The sequence below is a fragment of the Exiguobacterium sp. s5 genome, from assembly GCF_018618075.1.
Taxonomy (GTDB): domain Bacteria; phylum Bacillota; class Bacilli; order Exiguobacteriales; family Exiguobacteriaceae; genus Exiguobacterium; species Exiguobacterium mexicanum_A.
This window is the reverse complement of record NZ_JACSLK010000005.1, coordinates 147,928-165,060: the sequence shown is the minus strand read 5'-3', so window position 1 is coordinate 165,060 and position 17,133 is coordinate 147,928. Positions and strand designations below refer to the sequence as shown.

Sequence of the window (17,133 nt, the reverse complement as noted above, 5' to 3'; positions counted from 1 at the left end):
CCTGTCTGGCATGCATATCGTTCAATAAGCGAGTTTTCCGAGCTTGACCGATGTGTACCGGTGCAGTTCACGCGGATCATGGATCCCGGTCTTCTGCATCATGTCGCGCATGAGCAGGGCACAGACGCGAGCATCTTCAGCCGCATCGTGGTGGATGAACGGGACGTTCAAATATTCCGCCATCGTGTTCAGCTTGTGATTCGGCAGACCTGGATACAGTTTTCTCGACAACTTGACGGTACAGCCGTACTCGATCGTCGGAAACGTATATAAATCGTATTTGGCGATCGCTTTCTTGAACGCGCCCATATCGAACGAAGCGTTGTGTGCCATGACGAGATCGACATCCCGCAGCGTCGGATAGAGCTGTTCGAGCACCTCGGGTAACGCTGGGGCGTCCCAGACATCGCTTGGCCGGATGCCGTGGACCCGGATATTGCCGGCATCGAAGTCTTCCTCCGGATTGACGAGCAGTTGGTTCGTTTCGATGATTTCACCGTCGACGAGCAGGCTCCAGCCGACAGAGCAGATGCTGCGACTATCGCGGTTCGCCGTCTCGACGTCGATGGCAAGAATTGAATGTGGCATAATTGATCCCTTTCTCGTAAAAACAAGTATAAAAAAAGTCTAACATATCGTTAGACTAAAAAGCGATTATGCGGCCACGAGGTTGCGGCATGCTTCGGCACAGCGGAGACATGCTTCGGCACAGCGTTGGCAATGGTCGTGCAAGTGGCGGCCACATTCGACGGCGCACGTGTCACACACCTGGGCGCAGAGTGCACCAATCGGTTTGGTGAAAGCCGAATCGGTCTCGAGCGCGTTCAAGGCGAGTGCACACACTTCCGAACATTCTTTCGTCAGCCGGATACACTCGGCGACCATCAACAAGTCTTCTTCTTGTAAGCATTTTGAGAAACAATGATTGCTTGCCCGCATACAGTCGATGACGGCTAAAATGGTCTCTTCGACAGAGGCTCGGTCCATGATAAGTCCCCCTTTAGAATAATGATGTCTTACAATCATTACCCGCTAGCGGATGAGTTAAACCGAGCGGCGACGCAAAAAAGTCACCCCTCGAATGAGTGGTGACTTCAATAATGGAGCATAGCGGGCTCGAACCGCTGACCTCCACGCTGCCAGCGTGGCGCTCTCCCAGCTGAGCTAATGCCCCGTTCGAAAATTATTATATCATCCTAGTAAAACATTTGGCAATGGCTATTTTTAATTTTTTTGAACAAAGTTTAATCAGCACTGAACGCGGGAAAATCACAAATGATGTTATATTACGAAAGCAGGTGTCATGTATGGAAATGATTTTACTCGCACTCTTACCTGCCTTGATGTGGGGGAGCATCCCGCTCATCGTCTCAAAGGTCGGCGGGAAGCCGATTCAACAGTTGATCGGGACGACAATCGGGGCGATGGTGATGGCAGTCATTATCGCACTCGTGTTCAATCCCGGGTTCACGACGCTCGCAATCGTGACCGGATTCATCTCCGGCGCGTTTTGGGCACTCGGACAATATTTACAGTTCCAATCGTTTCAAATTTTAAGTGTCTCGAAGGCGATGCCGATCAGCACCGGCATGCAGCTTCTCGGTACATCGTTGTTCGGTGTCATCGTCCTCGGAGACTGGAAAACGACGACCGAACTATGGCTCGGATTTTCGGCGCTCGTTCTCATCGTGATTGGGGCTGCGTTGACGTCGTATCAGCAGAACAAAGACGGCGACAGCAGCGGCGCCTTGAAGAAAGGCTTGCTCGTTCTGCTCGTGTCGAGTATCGGTTACGTGACGTACGCCGTCCTGACGAACTATTTCGAGGTCGACGGGATCACGGCGATCTTGCCACAGTCGGTCGGGATGTTCGTCGCGGCGCTGTTGTTCAGCCTGCGTGAGAAAGATGTGAAGAAGTTCGATCCGAAGACGTTCAAAAACATCTTGGCCGGGATCGCCTGGGGGATCGGGAACTTCGGGCTGTTCGTGTCGAGCGGTGAAGTCGGAATCGCGACGTCATTCGCCTTGTCGCAATTGAACGTCGTCGTGGCGACGCTCGGCGGGATCTATCTATTAAAAGAAGAGAAGACGACGAAAGAACGTGTCTTCGTCTTTATGGGTATCGGCCTCATCGTCGTGGCCGGATTCATGCTCGGAATCGCTAAAAGCTAAAAGACGGGTCAGACGACCCGTCTTTCGCTTACCAGGCTTGTTCGATGAATGCGTCACGCCCAGATTTTTTCCGGTCCTCTTTATAGTGGGCCGGATTTTTTTTATGGAAGTCTTGATGGTACTCCTCGGCCGGATAGAACGTGTCGGCCGGTAAAATCTTCGTGACGATCGGCTGTTGGAAACGTCCGCTCGCCGCGAGCGCGTCGCGACTCTGCTCTGCTTTCACACGTTGTTCTTCCGTATGATAGAAGATGGCCGGCGCATATTGACTGCCTCGGTCTTGGAATTGACCGCCGTCATCGGTCGGATCGGTCTGAATCCAATACAGTTCGAGCAGTCGCTCATAAGCGAACAGCGTCGGGTCGAACGTGATCTCGACGACCTCATAGTGTCCGGTCGTCCCTGTCTTCACTTGTTCATACGTCGGATCGTCGACGTGACCTCCCGTATAACCTGATACGATCGACTCGATGCCGGGTTGTTCCTCGAATGGCGTCACCATGCACCAAAAACAGCCGCCTGCGAATGTTGCTTTCTCCATTATCTTGTCCCCCTCATCTTCATTCCCAAAAAAAGCGCCCATGTCATCGACATGAGCGCTCTGTCATATCGGCCAAGGCAATCGCCTTGCTGGTAGTAGCACCTTGCCGTAGCAGGTTGCTGTGAAGTCATAGAGCCAGGTCTCTCGTTCACTCAAGATATCGATATGTAGTTGGTGACAGCATCATACCATCAGATTTGAAGCGGCGTCAACGGTTTGGCTTGCGCCGTAGTTGGAGCAAGGTGGCACCGAGGATCAGGATGACGAGCACGATGGAGAGCGGTAGCGTATACGGGGCGTCCCCGGCATATAACTGTAAGAAGAACAAGGCAAAGACGGACAATAAGACGAGTACGTACGAACGGTTCATAGTAACCTCCCTTTTCTTTCAGTGTACCAAGTTACACATTCGTTGGCGAACGAAAACAGGAAATCAAATGTCGATAGCGAATACCATCGAGTGACCAAAGGAGGAATCAATATGACTGACACATTTGATTTTATGGAACTCGATATCGAATCTGCCCATCGCGGATATAAAGAAGGAACGTTTACGGCACGTGACGTGACGGCCTACTATTTGACCCGGATCGCCCAGTTCAACGACAAACTGAAGGCGGTCATTCAAGTGAACCCGGACGCGTTGTTCGAGGCCGAGTCGGCTGACCGGGCGTTTCGTCGCGGGCTACGCTTGCCGCTACTCGGCATCCCGGTGCTGATCAAAGACAATGTCGAGACAGCCGGACTCATGAAGACGACGGCCGGGGCCGTCGCCCTCGAACATCACTTCGCAGGCCGGGACGCCCATCTCGTCCAAAACCTGCGAGCGAGCGGGGCCATCATCCTCGGGAAAGCGAACTTGTCCGAATGGGCCAACTTTTTGACCGAGGGCATGCCGAACGGCTGGAGCGGTGTCGGTGGGCAGACGCTCAATCCATATGGGGATAAGCTCGATGTCGGAGGTTCGAGCTCAGGTTCGGCCTCTGCGGTCGCAGCGAACCTGACACTGCTCGCTGTCGGTAGCGAGACGAGCGGCTCCATCATCCATCCGAGCGTGCACAATGGCATCGTCGGCATCAAACCGACCGTCGGCCTCATCAGTCGGAGTGGCATCATCCCGATTTCGCGGTCGCAAGACACGGCGGGACCGATGGCACGAACGCTCGAAGACGCGGTAAGGGCACTTGAGGCGATGGTAGGGGAAGACCCGGCGGACCCGGCGACACTCAACCTCCCGGCCGGCCCGCCGTATCGGACGTGCCTCGACGAGCGCCAAGCGGTCGGGATGCGTGTCGGGATCGTCAAAGCTGATTTATCAGCAGAAGAACAAGCATTATACGGTGAGACGACCGAGCTGTTGAAACAGAGCGGCATCGACCTTGTCGAAGTCGAACTGCCCGCCCATGATACGCTCGACCAAGGCGATATTTTGTACCACGAGTTCAAACTCGGGATCGAGGCGTACCTGGCCACGACGACGCTCCCGTACGAGACGTTGTCGGATTTGATGGACTGGAACAACAGACATCCTGAGACGATCCCGCACGGACAAAAGACGTTCGAGAAAGCGGAAAGATTGTCGGGACGTCTCATCGAGGCGGCCTATTTAACGCGCCGGCTCGATGACGTACGTGACGCCAAGACGGACGGACTCGACCGCCTATTAAACGAACAGCAGTTGCACGCGCTCGTCTTGCCTCACGATTTGAACTATGACATGGCGGCAAAAGCCGGGCATCCAACCATCACGATCCCATATCGCTTGAAAGCGAGCGGGGCGCCGTTCGGCCTATCGTTCACCGGGACGAGTTATGCCGAACGTGACTTGATTCGTCTGGCGTATGCGTTCGAGCGACATATTTCGCGTCCCGTTCCACCGTTATAAGAACGTTGCACCCGTCGTCCACGTCCGCTACAATGGTACGTATGCGGATTGAAGAAAGGACAGATAGCAATGAAACCATCTATATACGGGCTGACGTTCGATCAGCTGACAGAAGCGTGTGTCTCTTGGGGATACAGCGCCTTCCATGCGAGACAAATCTGGGACTCGCTCTACATCGACCGAGTGAAACAAATCGAGGACATCTCGGTACGGGCCGAGGTGCGTGAGGCGATCGCCGCCGAATACGTCATCTCGACGCAAGACCTGTTCGTCAAACAAGAGGCGGGCGACGGGACGGTCAAATTTTTACTTAAACTACACGACGGGCACTATATCGAGACGGTGCTCATGCGACATAAGTACGGCCGTTCGGTCTGTGTGACGACGCAGGTCGGGTGCAATATCGGCTGCAGCTTCTGTGCGAGCGGTCTCTTGAAGAAGACACGTGATTTGACGGCGGGCGAAGTCGTCGAACAAATCATGACCGTGCAACACTACTTGGACGAAGTCGGCGAAGGGGCCCGGGTCAGCCATATCGTCGTCATGGGGATCGGCGAACCGTTCGATAACTTTGACAACTTGGTCGACTTCCTGCGTGTCGTCAAGGACGAGCGCGGTCTCGCGATCGCGCCGCGTAAAATCAACGTCTCGACGAGCGGACTCGCCGACAAGATTTACAAGTTCGCGGACCTCGATTTGCGCATCAACTTGGCGCTGTCGCTCCATGCGCCTAACGACGCGCTACGGACGCAAATCATGAAAATCAACCGGGCGTTCCCGCTCGACAAGCTCATGCCGGCCATCCGGTATTACGTCGAGAAGACGAACAAACGAATCACGTTCGAATATATTCTCCTGTCGAAAGTGAACGATCTACCGGAGCACGCCGAGGAATTGGCGGCGCTCATCGACGATATTAAGGACAAGTCGTACGTCAACTTGATCCCGTATAACCCGGTCAACGAGCATATCCAATACGAGCGCAGTACCTCGGAGGACATCATGGCGTTCTATGATGTCTTGAAGAAGCGTGGCATCAACACCGGTGTCCGCCTTGAACACGGGACTGACATCGATGCGGCATGCGGCCAGTTGCGCAGTAAACATATGAACGTCGAAGGTGCGAAATAAGTGGACTCCTTGAATCGAATGATTCAAGGAGTTTTTTTTCATAGAGCCGCTCCGGCGAAGGAAAGACGGACATCGCCCCTAACTCTGCGGAACGATTTTGAAAAATCTTGAATAGACCTCGTCCGCTCAGGGAATAGTCAGTTGAAATCAATGTAGAGAGTGGAGGCAATTCAATGGAGACAGTAAACGCTGCGTTATGGATTCGAGTCAGAAATACACTTGGGGAAGGCCCGTGTTGGGATGCTGAACTGAAACGGTTCTATTGGGTCGACATCGAAGGACACACACTTTGGTGGTACGACGAAAAGGAAGACGAGCTGTCATCGTTCGATATGGGACAACAGATCGGGTTTGCGGTCCCGAAAGTGACAGACGGCGTCGTCGTCGGCTTGAAAGACGGCATCTATGAATGGGACGAGGGATCGAAACGACTCGATAAACTCGTCGAACTCGATGACCCGGAAGGGGATCTTCGCTTCAACGACGGAAAGGCCGACCCATACGGACGAATCTTTGCTGGGACGCTTCATCTCAACGACGAGGAGAACGAGGCGACGCTCTATCGCTTGAACCGTGACGGCACGACCGAGGTCATGCTCAGTGAACTGACGCTGTCGAACGGTCTGACATGGTCTCCGGACCACTCGACGTTCTACCATATCGATACACCGACCGAGACGGTCCGCAAATACCCGTTCGACTTGAAAACAGGAACACTCGGGGATGGGGAAGTCGTCATCGATTTCAAAGATGAGGAAGGATTCCCGGACGGCATGACCTCCGATGAGGACGGCTTTTTATGGATTGCCCACTTCGCGGGCGGACGCGTCTCGCGCTGGAATCCGAAGACGGGTGAAAAAGTGCTCGAGGTGCTCGTGCCGGCCCCGAATGTCACGTCATGCTGTTTCGTCGGTGATGACTTGAAACAACTTGCCATCACGACGGCGCGCGAAGGGATGGATGACGCGGCGCTCGAGGCCCATCCGGACGCAGGTTCGGTCTTTAAAATTGATACAGATGTGAAAGGGATGCCGCTCTATCGGTTTGGTCGATAAGGAGGTACGAAGATGGTAAAACGATTGCTCGTTCGTGCGGGAATCGGTTTGGCGCTCGCGGCGGTCGCTCGGGTCGGGATTCAAAAGCTGTTGGAAGCGAATCGGGAAGACGATCATACGTATTTGAATCCGCGGTGGGATGAGACGCCGAGTGTGGATGCCGACAAGGACGCGGATGAGGTCGGTCTGACCCAGCTCGACTCGATTTATCGAGCCGAATGGCAGGCGAACGCCTATCCACGCTCAGAGGCCGAACGCAAGGCGTTAGAAGAATAGGCAGGAGAACACGTCCGGAAACGGGCGTGTTTTTTCTTGACAAGACGTCACCGACCCGTCAATATCTAAAAAGTAATGATTACTATTTAGGAGTGGGTAGAATGAGACGAATCCCGATCACCGTGCTGTCCGGTTATTTAGGAAGCGGTAAGACGACACTATTGAACCACATATTGAACAATCGGACGGGCAAGAAATACGCCGTCATCGTCAACGACATGAGCGAGTTGAATATCGATGAGCGATTGATTGAACAGGGCGGTTTTTCGAGGACGGACGAAAAGTTGGTCGAACTATCGAACGGCTGCATCTGTTGCACGCTCCGTGAGGACCTGCTCGAGGCGGTAGCAGAGCTTGCGAACGACCTTGACCTCGACGGAATCATCATCGAGTCGTCCGGTATCTCAGAGCCGATCCCGGTCGCCCAAACGTTTACATATGCCGATGACGCCCTCGGCATCGATTTGACGAGCCGAGTCTATATCGATGCGATGGTGACCGTCGTCGATGCGTTTCGGTTCTTAACAGATTTCAACTCGGGCGAGTCGCTCCATGAACGTAATCAGGCGATTGAGGCGACGGACGTCCGCGAAGTCGTCGACCTACTCGTCGACCAAGTCGAATTCGCCGATATCATCGTCTTAAACAAGGCGGATCGCGTGACCGAGACCGAACTCGGCGAGATGACCGGACTGTTGAAGGCGCTCAACCCAACCGCGAAGCTGTTGACGTCTGTCCATGCGAACGTGGAATTGACCGAGCTGTTGGATGTCAATTTGTTCGATTTCGAACAGGCGATGCATGCGGCCGGGTGGATTCAAGAACTTGAGACAGATGTGCACACGCCGGAGACGGAAGAATACGGCATCAGTTCATTCGTCTATCGTCGGCGTCGGCCGTTCCACCCGGAGCGTCTCCATGCCTGGATCGAGGCGTTTCCGGAAGAAATCGTCCGCGCGAAAGGGTTCTTATGGATTGCTTCCCGGAACGACCTCGCCTGTCTGTTTTCACAAGCGGGTTACGCCTCGACGCTCGAACATGCCGGGCGCTGGCTCGCGACGCTTCCGGAAGATGAGCGTCGTCACATGTTCACGGCCGAACCGGAACTCGCCGCCGACTATGTCGAGCCGTACGGGGACCGACAGACGGAGCTCGTCTTGATTGGGCAGCGGATGGATCGAGCCATCATCGAACAAGAGCTCGATCACTGTCTGCTGACAGATGAGGAGATGGCGCTGGATTGGTCGACGCTCCGGGACACACTTCCGGGGAACGAGGTCGTCACGTTCTCATAAGACCGTTTACAAAATGAAAGCGGTCGTCTATACTGATTCTTGCATAAACAACCGCATACATTGGACTACACTAGGGGTGCTTCGGCTGAGATGTGAGCATGGCTCCAATCCCTTATGACTCGATCCGGGTAATACCGGCGTGAGGAAGTGTGGCACTTTTTCTAATGGATTAAAATTGGACGAGTGGCCGCATTCTCATGGATGCGGCTTTTTTGTGTACACATAATAAGGGGGAATAGAACATGAACAAACAATGTGGAACGAGCCCGATCGTCGGGTTCCGCTTTACACTGAGCCCGATGACGACTGATTTCGTGAGCATCATCAAAGGGGCGTTGAAGGAGACGGATTTACAAAACGTCTGGCGACATACCGATGACGTGTCGACGGTCATCCGTGGACGAAGTGAGCATGTATTCGATGTGGCTAAGACCGTGCTGTCACACGCGACGAAGACAGGGGAACATGTGTCGATGAGCGGGACGTTCTCGGTCGGGTGTCCAGGGGATACGGCCGGAGATGAAGTGCTCGTTGTGTCGAGCGAACCGCTTAATGGTCCCGTCGGTCCGCAATATGTCTCCTCACAGTTCGCGCTCTATCCGCTCGGTGATGACGACTATATGGACATCATCTACGAAGAAATCGCTTTTGCGAAAGAGCGAGGTGTCTTCAATGACTCGATGCATTACGCCTCAGGTATACATGGGGACATCGAGCCGGTGTTCGCTTTCTATGAGGCGACGTTTGATCGCGTCCGACAGAAGACAAGCCACGTCGTCATGACGGTGACGTTCAGCGTGAATAGTCCGTCACACGAGGGACGCATGGATGCTTAAATCGTGGAAGTTAAAAGAGATCGTCTTGTTGTCGATTTTATCGGTCGTGTTCGCGGTGGTCTATTTGGCGTTCGTCCATGCTGGGAACTTGTGGGCCGGTCTGATTGGACCAATCGCCTACGAATGGATTTTTGGGATATGGTTCATCGTCTCGATTATCGCAGCTTATATCATTCGCAAGCCTGGGGCTGCATTCTTGTCCGAAGTGCTTGCGGCGACGATTGAGATGATGATTGGCAACGCCATCGGACCGCGCATCATTTTAGTCGGGATCGTTCAAGGGATCGGCGCCGAAGCGGCGTTCGCTTTGACGGGTTATAAACGCTATGATCTTTGGGTGCTCATGCTCGCCGGATTCAGTGCTGCTGTGACAAGTTTCGCATATACGTACGTCATGGGAGGGCTCAATGCCCTCAGTCCGACATATGTGGCTACGATGTTCGCACTACGCGCAACGAGCGGGATGTTGATTGCTGGTCTGGGCGGTAAGATTTTGAGCGACTTGTTGCTTCGGACGGGCGCGCTTGATGGGTATGCTCTCGCGCGACAGGACCGTATGCATGGTTGAGGCAGAACATCTGACATTTCGTTATCCGAACAAGAAATGCGATGTCTTGACGGATATCACACTACGTCTAACAAAAGGGAGAACGGTCATTACAGGGGCAAGTGGGTCGGGAAAATCAACATTGCTCGCTTTGATGAATCGTCTCTATCCGGACAATTGTGATGGCATCGTGACGGGCAGATTGCACTTGTTCGATCGCTCTTATGATACGTATGAAGCTGGCGAAGTGAACCGGCGCGTCGGAACGGTCTTTCAGGACCCGGACAGTCAGTTCGTCATGCAGACGGTCGAAGAAGAATTGATTTTCACGCTCGAAAACTTTGCCGTCGCGAGAGACGAGATGATGGCCCGTGTCACCACAATGTTAGAGGCGTTGCATTTGACCGATTATCGTCACCGTACCATCCATGATCTATCGGGGGGAGAGAAGCAGCAAATTGCCGTCGCTTGTGCCTTGATTGGCCGCCCCGAGTGGCTCCTCCTCGATGAGCCGCTCGCTCACCTCGATCCTGAGACCGCCCATCATTTCGTCCGTTGGCTCGACGGCGTCGCACAGACCGTAAACGTTGTCGTCATCGAGCATCGGCCATACATATGGGGTGATTTCTTTGACCGACAAGTGAAGCTCGTGAACGGGCGCATCGACTATGATGGGCCGTTCATCGTCCGACCGGATTATGCGTTCTCTCCAATTAAAGTTGAACGAGGAAAGGAAATGTTATTTCACATACCGGAATTAAAACGAAAAACATTTCAATTAGCAGCGAGCGAGTTAAAGGTCGCTGAGGGTGATCTCATTGCGGTGCTCGGTCGAAATGGTAGCGGAAAGTCGACATGGCTGCGAAGCCTAGCCCGGAAACAGCGTAAAGTCGGCCTCGTCCCGCAATCACCGGCGCATCTATTCGTTACGAATGATGTGACTCGAGAACTCGCATATGGCCATAATCGCCCGATTGAGGACGTCTCAACGCGGCTCGGGCTCGAATCAGTGCGTGACCACCATCCACTCTCCCTTAGTCACGGTCAAAAACGAAGGCTCGCCATCGGAGTGATGATGCTGTCTAATAAACAACTGATTGCGTTTGATGAACCGACTGCCGGACAAGACGAGGTATCGCTTCGTGCGCTCTATGACTTAATGGTCGAACGAACACGATCCGGCCAGACGATTTTGTTTGTGACGCACGACCTCAGCTTCGCGCGGATTGCGAACACATATTATTTGATGTGTGACGGCGACTTGAGTGGGCCATATGACGCTTCACTCTGGGATGAAAAAGAATTACTACGCACCCACGGCTTATTGATGGAGGAATCGCGATGACATTTCATGAGATGAACCCGACGATTAAATTTCTGACCGTGGCATGTCTCATGTTCGGTCTCGCCTTCATGTATAACCCTTGGACTCCGCTTGCTGTTTTTCTCGGAACAGTTACACTTCAAACGCTATTCTCTGCCGTGAGCTGGAGAAGATGGGGGTTGTTCATGATCCCATTCTTATTCACCGCGCTCGGGACATTGTGGACGACGCTCGTCTTTGGAAAGCAATCAAGCGGAGATGTCGTGTTCAAGCTGTTTGGCAATGATGTGACCGATGAGAATGTGATGCTAGCAGCGACGCTCTCCTTACGTGTGTTGGCATTCACAGCCATGTCGCTTCTGTTCACGCTGACGACGGACCCGAAACGGTTCGTCTACAGTTTGATGCAACAAGGAAAGCTATCACCAAAAATCGCATATAGTGTCTTCGTCGGTTTTCGTTTCTTTCCGATTCTAAAAAAAGAACTGATGCAACTATATGAAACGCATGCGCTACGAGGCGTACGTTTGGAGACGAGACTCGATCACATCCGCCACGTCCCCAAATTAATCGTTCCGCTTCTTGCTGGATCTATTCGCCAAGCGGAACGAATCGCGTTCTCGATGGAAGCACGTGGGTTTACGGGGGAACCTCGAGCGACGTACGAGGTTGTCCCCGTCACCAGGAACGACTTTCTGTTGGCGTCGCTTTTGCTCCTATTGTTTGGAGTGAGCGTATGGATTGGCATATAAACGAAACAAGACGACTCACTCGGAGTCGTCTTGTTTCGTCTCTTTTACAATTCTAAATTTCGGTTTGATCGATTCGTTATTGAACGCCTCGAGCACGGTGTTCTCGTTGGCCATACGAATCTGTTGCGGCTCGCCTTTGGAAGTCGTGCCGATACAGAACATATGCGCCTCATGGTCGGCAAAGAGCGCCTTATACGGGGTGGCATGATGCATCAAGCGTCCCGGAGAGCCCCAGCCGACGATAATCATACCTCCGCTCACCTCGACCTCGTCGAGCGTTTCCTCAACGTAATGAAAGTTGACTTCGTCGAGTTGCGATTCGACGTACGGCAGATTGTCATTGATGGCGAGTGTCGGGACGAGGCTGATGACGCGCATCTCACGGATCGGTTGATCGAGATGGTTCCGCATGAGCATATACGCCCGCTGCGTTGTCGTACCGGACAAGAAAGCATCGCTCATCCGTGGCGAATAGATGATGACGGCACAGATGACGCCGTCGACGACATCTGTGAATTCGTACGAACGCAAGTAGCGCTTCGTCTTGTCCTCATTGAAGACCGACTTGACACGAATCGTCACTTCCTCGATATGGGTGTTCATAAGGTTTCCTCACTTTTAATCAAATAGTGCCGGGTCAGACCCAGCCTGAGAACCATTCCAAGTAGCGGATTGTGTAGCGCGCGACACTTTGGGTTGCCGACGCCTTGTCATCCGGTAAATAAGACACATCGGTTTGATATGACTCATAAAACGACATCACATCATTGACATACTGTTCACTGCGGTTGTACTCGAAGATGGCGTTTCGAATCGAGTCCGTCGTGTCTGCCTTCGTCCCGCCGTGCTCGCTCAAATAGTAAGCGGCCGTATGGGCCGAGTCGACGAGACTGTGCGGGTCGGCTTTGCCATCATTGTTGCCATCGCGTCCGAGACCGCCGTACTGTTCGATGAGCGCGAGATCCGTCAAATCGACTTCGTCCTCAGGGACATCGCCTTTTTGATCGTCCGTGTCATATTGCCAACCGAGCCACGTCCGCGGCATGAATTGGAACGGTCCGATCGCCCCGACCGATGAACGCATCGATGAACTGTGGGAGAAAATTGTCTCGACGCGATGGACGGCGGCAAGTAAGCGCCAATCGACGTCATACGTGGCCGCGGCATCCTCATACACATCGCGATGGACGGACGGGACGCCATGGTCCCCGTAATAGGCCCGGTACAGGGCGTTGTTCACTTTATCATGTTGACCAAACCAGCCGATTGCGCCGAGGCACAGCACGATCACAAGCATGAGACCGGTCAGTCGCAAAATCAATCGTTTCAAGATTCCGCCTCCTAGCTTTCTAGACAATACCCGAATAGTGTAGCATATAGCTAACAGGAAGGACAGGAGTGGATATAGATGCTCGAACAGGCCGTCTTTACCATCATTCTCATGTATTTGTTGATCGTTCAATTGTTCAACGCCCGGTTGATGAAGCCGATGATCGAAACGCTCGGTCGTGGACGTGTCTATGAACAGACAGTCAAGTCGTCGTGGGGGCTCAGCCTGCTTTTGCTCGCCCTCGTCTTCTTGTTCGGCGTCCCGCCAGACATGGTCGGTCTCGGATTCGCCCCGCTCGAAGGGGACATGTCCGCTTGGAAGTTTTTCTTTTTCACGACCATCCTCATCTCCGTGCTGCTGGCGTTTTACTTGCTCGTCAAAACCTCGTCTCGGTTACGGCGGCGGTTACGTCCGTACTATGAGCTCGAAATCGAGCGGTTGCTCTTGCCGCGGACGGATATTGAGGCGAAGGCCTGGAGCGCCGTCTCGTGGACGGCAGGTGTGACCGAGGAGTTCATCTTCCGTGGTGTGCTCCTCTACACCGTCAGTCTCTATCTTGACGTCTCATCCCTGACACTCGCCTTCATCGGCGGCGCCTTGTTCGGGTTGGCCCACGCTTATCAAGGCGTCAGGGGCGTCCTGGTCACCGGGATCGTCGGCTGGGGACTCGGCTATTTGTACTTGGCGATGGGTGTATTATGGCCAGTGATGGTCGTCCATGCCTTACTCGACCTTATCGCCGGGCCGATTCATGTCGTCGATGCAGAAACTGACTGACGGCCGCCTCATAGGCGGGTTGATCTTTCAAGATACAGTTTGTGTGCTCGGCCCCATGGATGAGGGCTAACTCGTTTTGCCGGTTGAGCGCGTTCATCTCGACCGACATCCACGTCGGCACGAAATCATCTTTCGTTCCGTGGATGAACAAGACGGGCGCGTCAATCGCGGCGAGATCGTGTTTGGGCCGGACTTGATGCATCCGGAAACCGGCCCGCGTCCACAAGAAATAGTTGATCCCTGGCAAGAGCAGGTCCCCGGGCAACCGGTGCAACACGTTCAGCTGATGGCGCATGAGCTGTCTCATATCGTCAAACGGACATTCGGCGATCAAGAAGTCGACGTCGGTTAACGGTCCGGCCTGTAAAATCGAGGCAGCTCCCATCGAGACACCGTGCAACCCGACTTCCGTGACCACTTCATTGGCCCGCAACCAGTCGACCCAATCGGTGATGTCATGCTTTTCGTGGAAACCATAAGAGGCGTATACGCCCTCTGACTCACCGTGCGATCTCAAGTCGACAGCGAGCAGGTTGTACCCGAGGCGATGGAACATCGCCAAATGCGGGGCCATGAAACTGTGGGAGGCGGTATAGCCGTGAACGAACACGATCCATTTCGTCGACCCTTCATTGCGGTAGACGCGTCCATACAGCCGGTAGCCATCCTGAGAACGGAGCGAGACGTGCTCGAACGGCACGTCATGATAAAACGATTGATCTTCTTTCGTATACGGGGCCAAGAGCATCTCTGGCGTCTTGCGTTTGCCTCGCGTCATGCGCTTGAACGCATAATAACTGATGGCATAGTAGCCGGTGAATAGTGTTGCAAGTCCAACTTTCCATCTCTTCTGCATCTGAACCGCTCCTTTCTCCATTATTGTACCCGAAAACGTGACGATAGTTCACCCGCAGTGTCGGTTTGACGGCGGGTTCATGCCGTTAAGCAAGGGACATACCGATGATTGTCCCGTTCGTTTGAGCAGTATCGTCTTGCTATGATGGAACCAGACAATCATCAAGGTGAAGCGGGAGGAGACGAAGCGATGGGGCGAGAGGTGATGGATCAGTTGCTGCACGCGTGCTTGACGGGGCAGGTGGATTACAAGACCGCCGAAGGGGTGACCTTCTATCGTGCCCCGGTCAACGGCCATCGTCAGCATGCGATGGTACTCGATGTGCTGATTGACCGCTATGTGCTTGAGCCGGCACGACCGATTGAACTGTCCGTGTCGGACGTGGCGCAAGCGATTGGGTCATCGGCGGACGAGGTCTTCCAATCAGTCCTAGCGCTCGCCCGCATCACTCTCGTCTCGCAACATATCGAGGAAAGACTAATCCGGGTCGATTCGGCCGGAATCGACGAGCATGGGAACATGACACTCATCATCGGTTTCAACGCCTGGTTGACGCATCATTTAGGAAAACTCGTAAGTGCATCGATTGAGGAGCCACTTCACGCGCACGTCATCTGACAAACAACAGGGAAGGCCGCCTCAATCGCGGTCTTCCCTGTTTTGATGTCGGGGCGACGGTTGGAGCAGGCCGTCCTGAAGCATGAGGACCCGGTCACAGACGTCGAGCATCCGTTCGTCATGGGTGATAACGATGACCCGTCGCGCACTCATCCGTGCCTCAGTAACGAGCAACTCCATCACCCGTCGGCCATTCTCATAATCGAGGCTCGCCGTCGGCTCATCGGCCAAAATCAGTCGGGGGCGATTGACCAAGGCCCGAGCGACCGCGACACGTTGACGTTCGCCTCCGGACAGTTGCCCTGGCAACTGGTCGAGACGATGCCCCAAACCGAGCGCGTCGAGCAGCCGAATCGGATCTTGTTTCGACTCGCTCTCGGCCTGGACGAGCTCGAGTTGTTCCCGGACCGTCAAGTAAGGGACGAGATGTGCTTGCTGGAACACAAATCCGATTTCGTTCAGTCTCAAGAGGCGTCGCTCTTCTTCAGTGGCCCCGAGCAAGTCTCGTCCTTCGAGCTCGACCTGTCCCGAGACCGGTCGTTTCAATAGTCCGAGAATTTGGAGCAAGGTACTTTTCCCGCTGCCGCTCGGTCCGATGATGCCGATACATTCCCCGGCATCGACCTGCAAATCGATTCCACGCAACACAGATTGTCCGTCATAGGCGTGGCTGATGTTCATCAATTTCATTGTAATGTCCCTCCTAAAGCGTCGGCGGCGTCAAGGTGACGCAGTTTCCAAAGCGGTAACAACGTACCGATGAGTGAGAGCCCGAACATGATCACACTGTAGAGCAGCACATGTCCCGCATCGAAACGGAATGGGATATCGGTTGGGACGAACGAGGCGACGAGGGCCGTCAAGGCGGCTGCCGACAGGCTCGCGACGAGCACCGTTGCCATGACTTGCGTGACGAGCGCCGTGCCGATCACACGAGGGCGAATCCCGATCGCTTTCAAAATTCCGAGTTCTGGCAGTTTCTGGAGCGTCAACATATAAAAGAATGCGGTCAAGATGAACGCACCGATGAACAACAAGAAGCCGCGCATCATCGTGAACGTGCCTTGTTCGGCTGTATAGCCCGGTACGGCCTCGACGACGTCTTGTTTGGAGAGCGTTGCGAGCGACGTCTCAGTTTCCCCGAGCCAGGCCGAGACGTATTCGGGTTGTCCGCTGTCTGCCTGGAACGCCTCCCACGTCTCCATCGATGCCCACATGACGGGTGCATGACTGTAACGTCCGTCCGTCGTCCCCGCGATGGTGAATGAGTAGCCGGTCGTGAAATCTTGAATCGTGTCCCCGAGTTTAAAGTCCCCGAGAAAGCTTGGATCGACGAGGACTTCGCCGACGGCGAGGTCGAGGGCGGGCCCGATGTCAGAATCCCGCGGTAACGTGAATAGCGTGGCGTCCTGTTTCACGGTCCCATCGACGAGTGTCAACGGTTTGACCCCGAGCGGTGTAAGCGTTTCTGGCGTCGGCAGTTCGATGAACGAGCGGGTCAGTTGCCCGTCCGCATCCTCAGCCAACTGAAACGTCTCGGTGTCGAGTTCACGCAAACTGGCCCCGTTGTCATAGGCGAGCCCATCGGCAAGCCCGGTGATCAACGTCGACAATAAGACGATTAGTAGGGTGATGACAAAAATTAATGAAAATTTTCGTTTTTGCCGCCACATTTCTTTAAATGCTAAATTCATACAAAAAAGCCTCCTTCATAGCGATGAAGGAAGCATAACTGACGG

At 53.9% G+C, this 17,133-nt stretch carries 21 protein-coding genes, 1 tRNA gene and 2 riboswitches; of the genes, 12 read left to right on the top strand and 10 right to left on the bottom strand.

Annotated features, from left to right (window positions below; all coding sequences use genetic code 11):
• Positions 1–21: 21 nt before the first annotated feature.
• The 3 genes from KNP60_RS11735 to KNP60_RS11725 all read right to left on the bottom strand — a co-directional run bounded on the left by KNP60_RS11735 (position 22) and on the right by KNP60_RS11725 (position 1,174).
• Positions 22–588, bottom strand: coding sequence for a 3'-5' exonuclease (locus KNP60_RS11735; RefSeq protein WP_214707664.1), 567 nt, complete (start codon positions 586–588; stop codon positions 22–24).
• 66 nt (positions 589–654) lie between these two features.
• Entirely contained in the window at positions 655–987 is a 333-nt protein-coding gene (locus KNP60_RS11730; protein WP_034777716.1) for a four-helix bundle copper-binding protein, read from the bottom strand.
• 114 nt (positions 988–1,101) lie between these two features.
• Positions 1,102–1,174: transfer RNA gene (locus KNP60_RS11725), tRNA-Ala, on the bottom strand.
• A gap of 133 nt (positions 1,175–1,307) precedes the next feature.
• Between KNP60_RS11725 and KNP60_RS11720 the strand changes: the two genes are divergently transcribed.
• Positions 1,308–2,171 carry a GRP family sugar transporter gene (locus tag KNP60_RS11720; RefSeq protein WP_034777713.1) on the top strand — a complete coding sequence of 288 codons (864 nt, stop codon included), beginning with the start codon at positions 1,308–1,310 and terminating at the stop codon, positions 2,169–2,171.
• 28 nt (positions 2,172–2,199) lie between these two features.
• Here KNP60_RS11720 and msrA read toward each other — a convergent pair whose 3' ends face one another.
• A complete protein-coding gene (gene msrA, locus KNP60_RS11715; RefSeq protein ID WP_034777710.1) occupies positions 2,200–2,712 on the bottom strand; it encodes a peptide-methionine (S)-S-oxide reductase MsrA in 513 nt (170 codons plus the stop codon).
• 63 nt (positions 2,713–2,775) lie between these two features.
• A riboswitch (SAM riboswitch) is annotated at positions 2,776–2,876 on the bottom strand.
• Positions 2,877–2,920: 44 nt separating this feature from the next.
• On the bottom strand, positions 2,921–3,082 hold the full coding sequence (locus KNP60_RS11710; protein WP_034777709.1) for a hypothetical protein: 162 nt from the start codon (positions 3,080–3,082) through the stop codon (positions 2,921–2,923).
• 111 nt (positions 3,083–3,193) lie between these two features.
• Here KNP60_RS11710 and KNP60_RS11705 point away from each other — a divergent pair, with 111 nt between their 5' ends.
• The 9 genes from KNP60_RS11705 to KNP60_RS11665 all read left to right on the top strand — a co-directional run bounded on the left by KNP60_RS11705 (position 3,194) and on the right by KNP60_RS11665 (position 11,813).
• On the top strand, positions 3,194–4,597 hold the full coding sequence (locus KNP60_RS11705) for an amidase family protein (RefSeq protein ID WP_084592822.1): 1,404 nt from the start codon (positions 3,194–3,196) through the stop codon (positions 4,595–4,597).
• 69 nt (positions 4,598–4,666) lie between these two features.
• Positions 4,667–5,728, top strand: a complete 1,062-nt coding sequence (gene rlmN / locus KNP60_RS11700; RefSeq protein ID WP_034777707.1) for a dual-specificity RNA methyltransferase RlmN — start codon at positions 4,667–4,669, stop codon at positions 5,726–5,728.
• A 173-nt stretch (positions 5,729–5,901) separates the two neighbouring features.
• The gene (locus KNP60_RS11695; RefSeq protein WP_034777705.1) at positions 5,902–6,783 is read left to right on the top strand and encodes an SMP-30/gluconolactonase/LRE family protein; all 882 of its coding nucleotides are present in this window, start codon (positions 5,902–5,904) and stop codon (positions 6,781–6,783) included.
• 12 nt (positions 6,784–6,795) lie between these two features.
• Complete coding sequence (locus KNP60_RS11690) at positions 6,796–7,059, top strand: hypothetical protein (protein ID WP_034777704.1); 264 nt, start codon at positions 6,796–6,798, stop codon at positions 7,057–7,059.
• A 101-nt stretch (positions 7,060–7,160) separates the two neighbouring features.
• Positions 7,161–8,354: a GTP-binding protein gene (locus KNP60_RS11685; RefSeq protein WP_214797538.1), complete on the top strand. Its 1,194-nt coding sequence runs from the start codon at positions 7,161–7,163 to the stop codon at positions 8,352–8,354.
• Between the two features lie 62 nt (positions 8,355–8,416).
• A riboswitch (TPP riboswitch) is annotated at positions 8,417–8,517 on the top strand.
• A gap of 79 nt (positions 8,518–8,596) precedes the next feature.
• Entirely contained in the window at positions 8,597–9,190 is a 594-nt protein-coding gene (locus KNP60_RS11680) for a YkoF family thiamine/hydroxymethylpyrimidine-binding protein (protein WP_214753240.1), read from the top strand.
• Positions 9,183–9,758, top strand: coding sequence for an ECF transporter S component (locus KNP60_RS11675; protein ID WP_034777699.1), 576 nt, complete (start codon positions 9,183–9,185; stop codon positions 9,756–9,758). Before KNP60_RS11680 ends, KNP60_RS11675 begins: the two co-directional genes overlap by 8 nt.
• On the top strand, positions 9,751–11,082 hold the full coding sequence (locus tag KNP60_RS11670; protein WP_214797537.1) for an ABC transporter ATP-binding protein: 1,332 nt from the start codon (positions 9,751–9,753) through the stop codon (positions 11,080–11,082). Before KNP60_RS11675 ends, KNP60_RS11670 begins: the two co-directional genes overlap by 8 nt.
• Positions 11,079–11,813, top strand: coding sequence for an energy-coupling factor transporter transmembrane component T family protein (locus KNP60_RS11665; RefSeq protein WP_214797536.1), 735 nt, complete (start codon positions 11,079–11,081; stop codon positions 11,811–11,813). Before KNP60_RS11670 ends, KNP60_RS11665 begins: the two co-directional genes overlap by 4 nt.
• A 15-nt stretch (positions 11,814–11,828) precedes the next feature.
• Here the strand turns inward: KNP60_RS11665 and KNP60_RS11660 are convergent, their stop codons facing one another.
• Together KNP60_RS11660 and KNP60_RS11655 are read right to left on the bottom strand one after the other, a co-directional pair.
• Positions 11,829–12,416: a DUF1643 domain-containing protein gene (locus KNP60_RS11660; RefSeq protein WP_214797535.1), complete on the bottom strand. Its 588-nt coding sequence runs from the start codon at positions 12,414–12,416 to the stop codon at positions 11,829–11,831.
• A 34-nt stretch (positions 12,417–12,450) separates the two neighbouring features.
• The gene (locus KNP60_RS11655) at positions 12,451–13,143 is read right to left on the bottom strand and encodes a lytic transglycosylase domain-containing protein (protein ID WP_251131393.1); all 693 of its coding nucleotides are present in this window, start codon (positions 13,141–13,143) and stop codon (positions 12,451–12,453) included.
• A gap of 78 nt (positions 13,144–13,221) precedes the next feature.
• On the opposite strand from KNP60_RS11655, the gene KNP60_RS11650 reads away from it, so the two are divergent.
• Complete coding sequence (locus KNP60_RS11650; protein ID WP_214797534.1) at positions 13,222–13,920, top strand: CPBP family intramembrane glutamic endopeptidase; 699 nt, start codon at positions 13,222–13,224, stop codon at positions 13,918–13,920.
• On the opposite strand, the gene KNP60_RS11645 is transcribed toward KNP60_RS11650, so the two are convergent.
• Positions 13,877–14,776, bottom strand: coding sequence for an alpha/beta hydrolase (locus KNP60_RS11645; RefSeq protein WP_214797533.1), 900 nt, complete (start codon positions 14,774–14,776; stop codon positions 13,877–13,879). The two genes, KNP60_RS11650 and KNP60_RS11645, sit on opposite strands and share 44 nt — an antisense overlap.
• Positions 14,777–14,965: 189 nt before the next feature.
• On the opposite strand from KNP60_RS11645, the gene KNP60_RS11640 reads away from it, so the two are divergent.
• Positions 14,966–15,394: a hypothetical protein gene (locus KNP60_RS11640; RefSeq protein ID WP_034777688.1), complete on the top strand. Its 429-nt coding sequence runs from the start codon at positions 14,966–14,968 to the stop codon at positions 15,392–15,394.
• A 21-nt stretch (positions 15,395–15,415) separates the two neighbouring features.
• Here the strand turns inward: KNP60_RS11640 and KNP60_RS11635 are convergent, their stop codons facing one another.
• The gene (locus KNP60_RS11635) at positions 15,416–16,084 is read right to left on the bottom strand and encodes an ABC transporter ATP-binding protein (protein WP_138859378.1); all 669 of its coding nucleotides are present in this window, start codon (positions 16,082–16,084) and stop codon (positions 15,416–15,418) included.
• Positions 16,081–17,088 carry an ABC transporter permease gene (locus KNP60_RS11630; RefSeq protein WP_138859379.1) on the bottom strand — a complete coding sequence of 336 codons (1,008 nt, stop codon included), beginning with the start codon at positions 17,086–17,088 and terminating at the stop codon, positions 16,081–16,083. The genes KNP60_RS11635 and KNP60_RS11630 overlap by 4 nt, the downstream gene beginning before the upstream one ends.
• Positions 17,089–17,133: the final 45 nt, after the last annotated feature.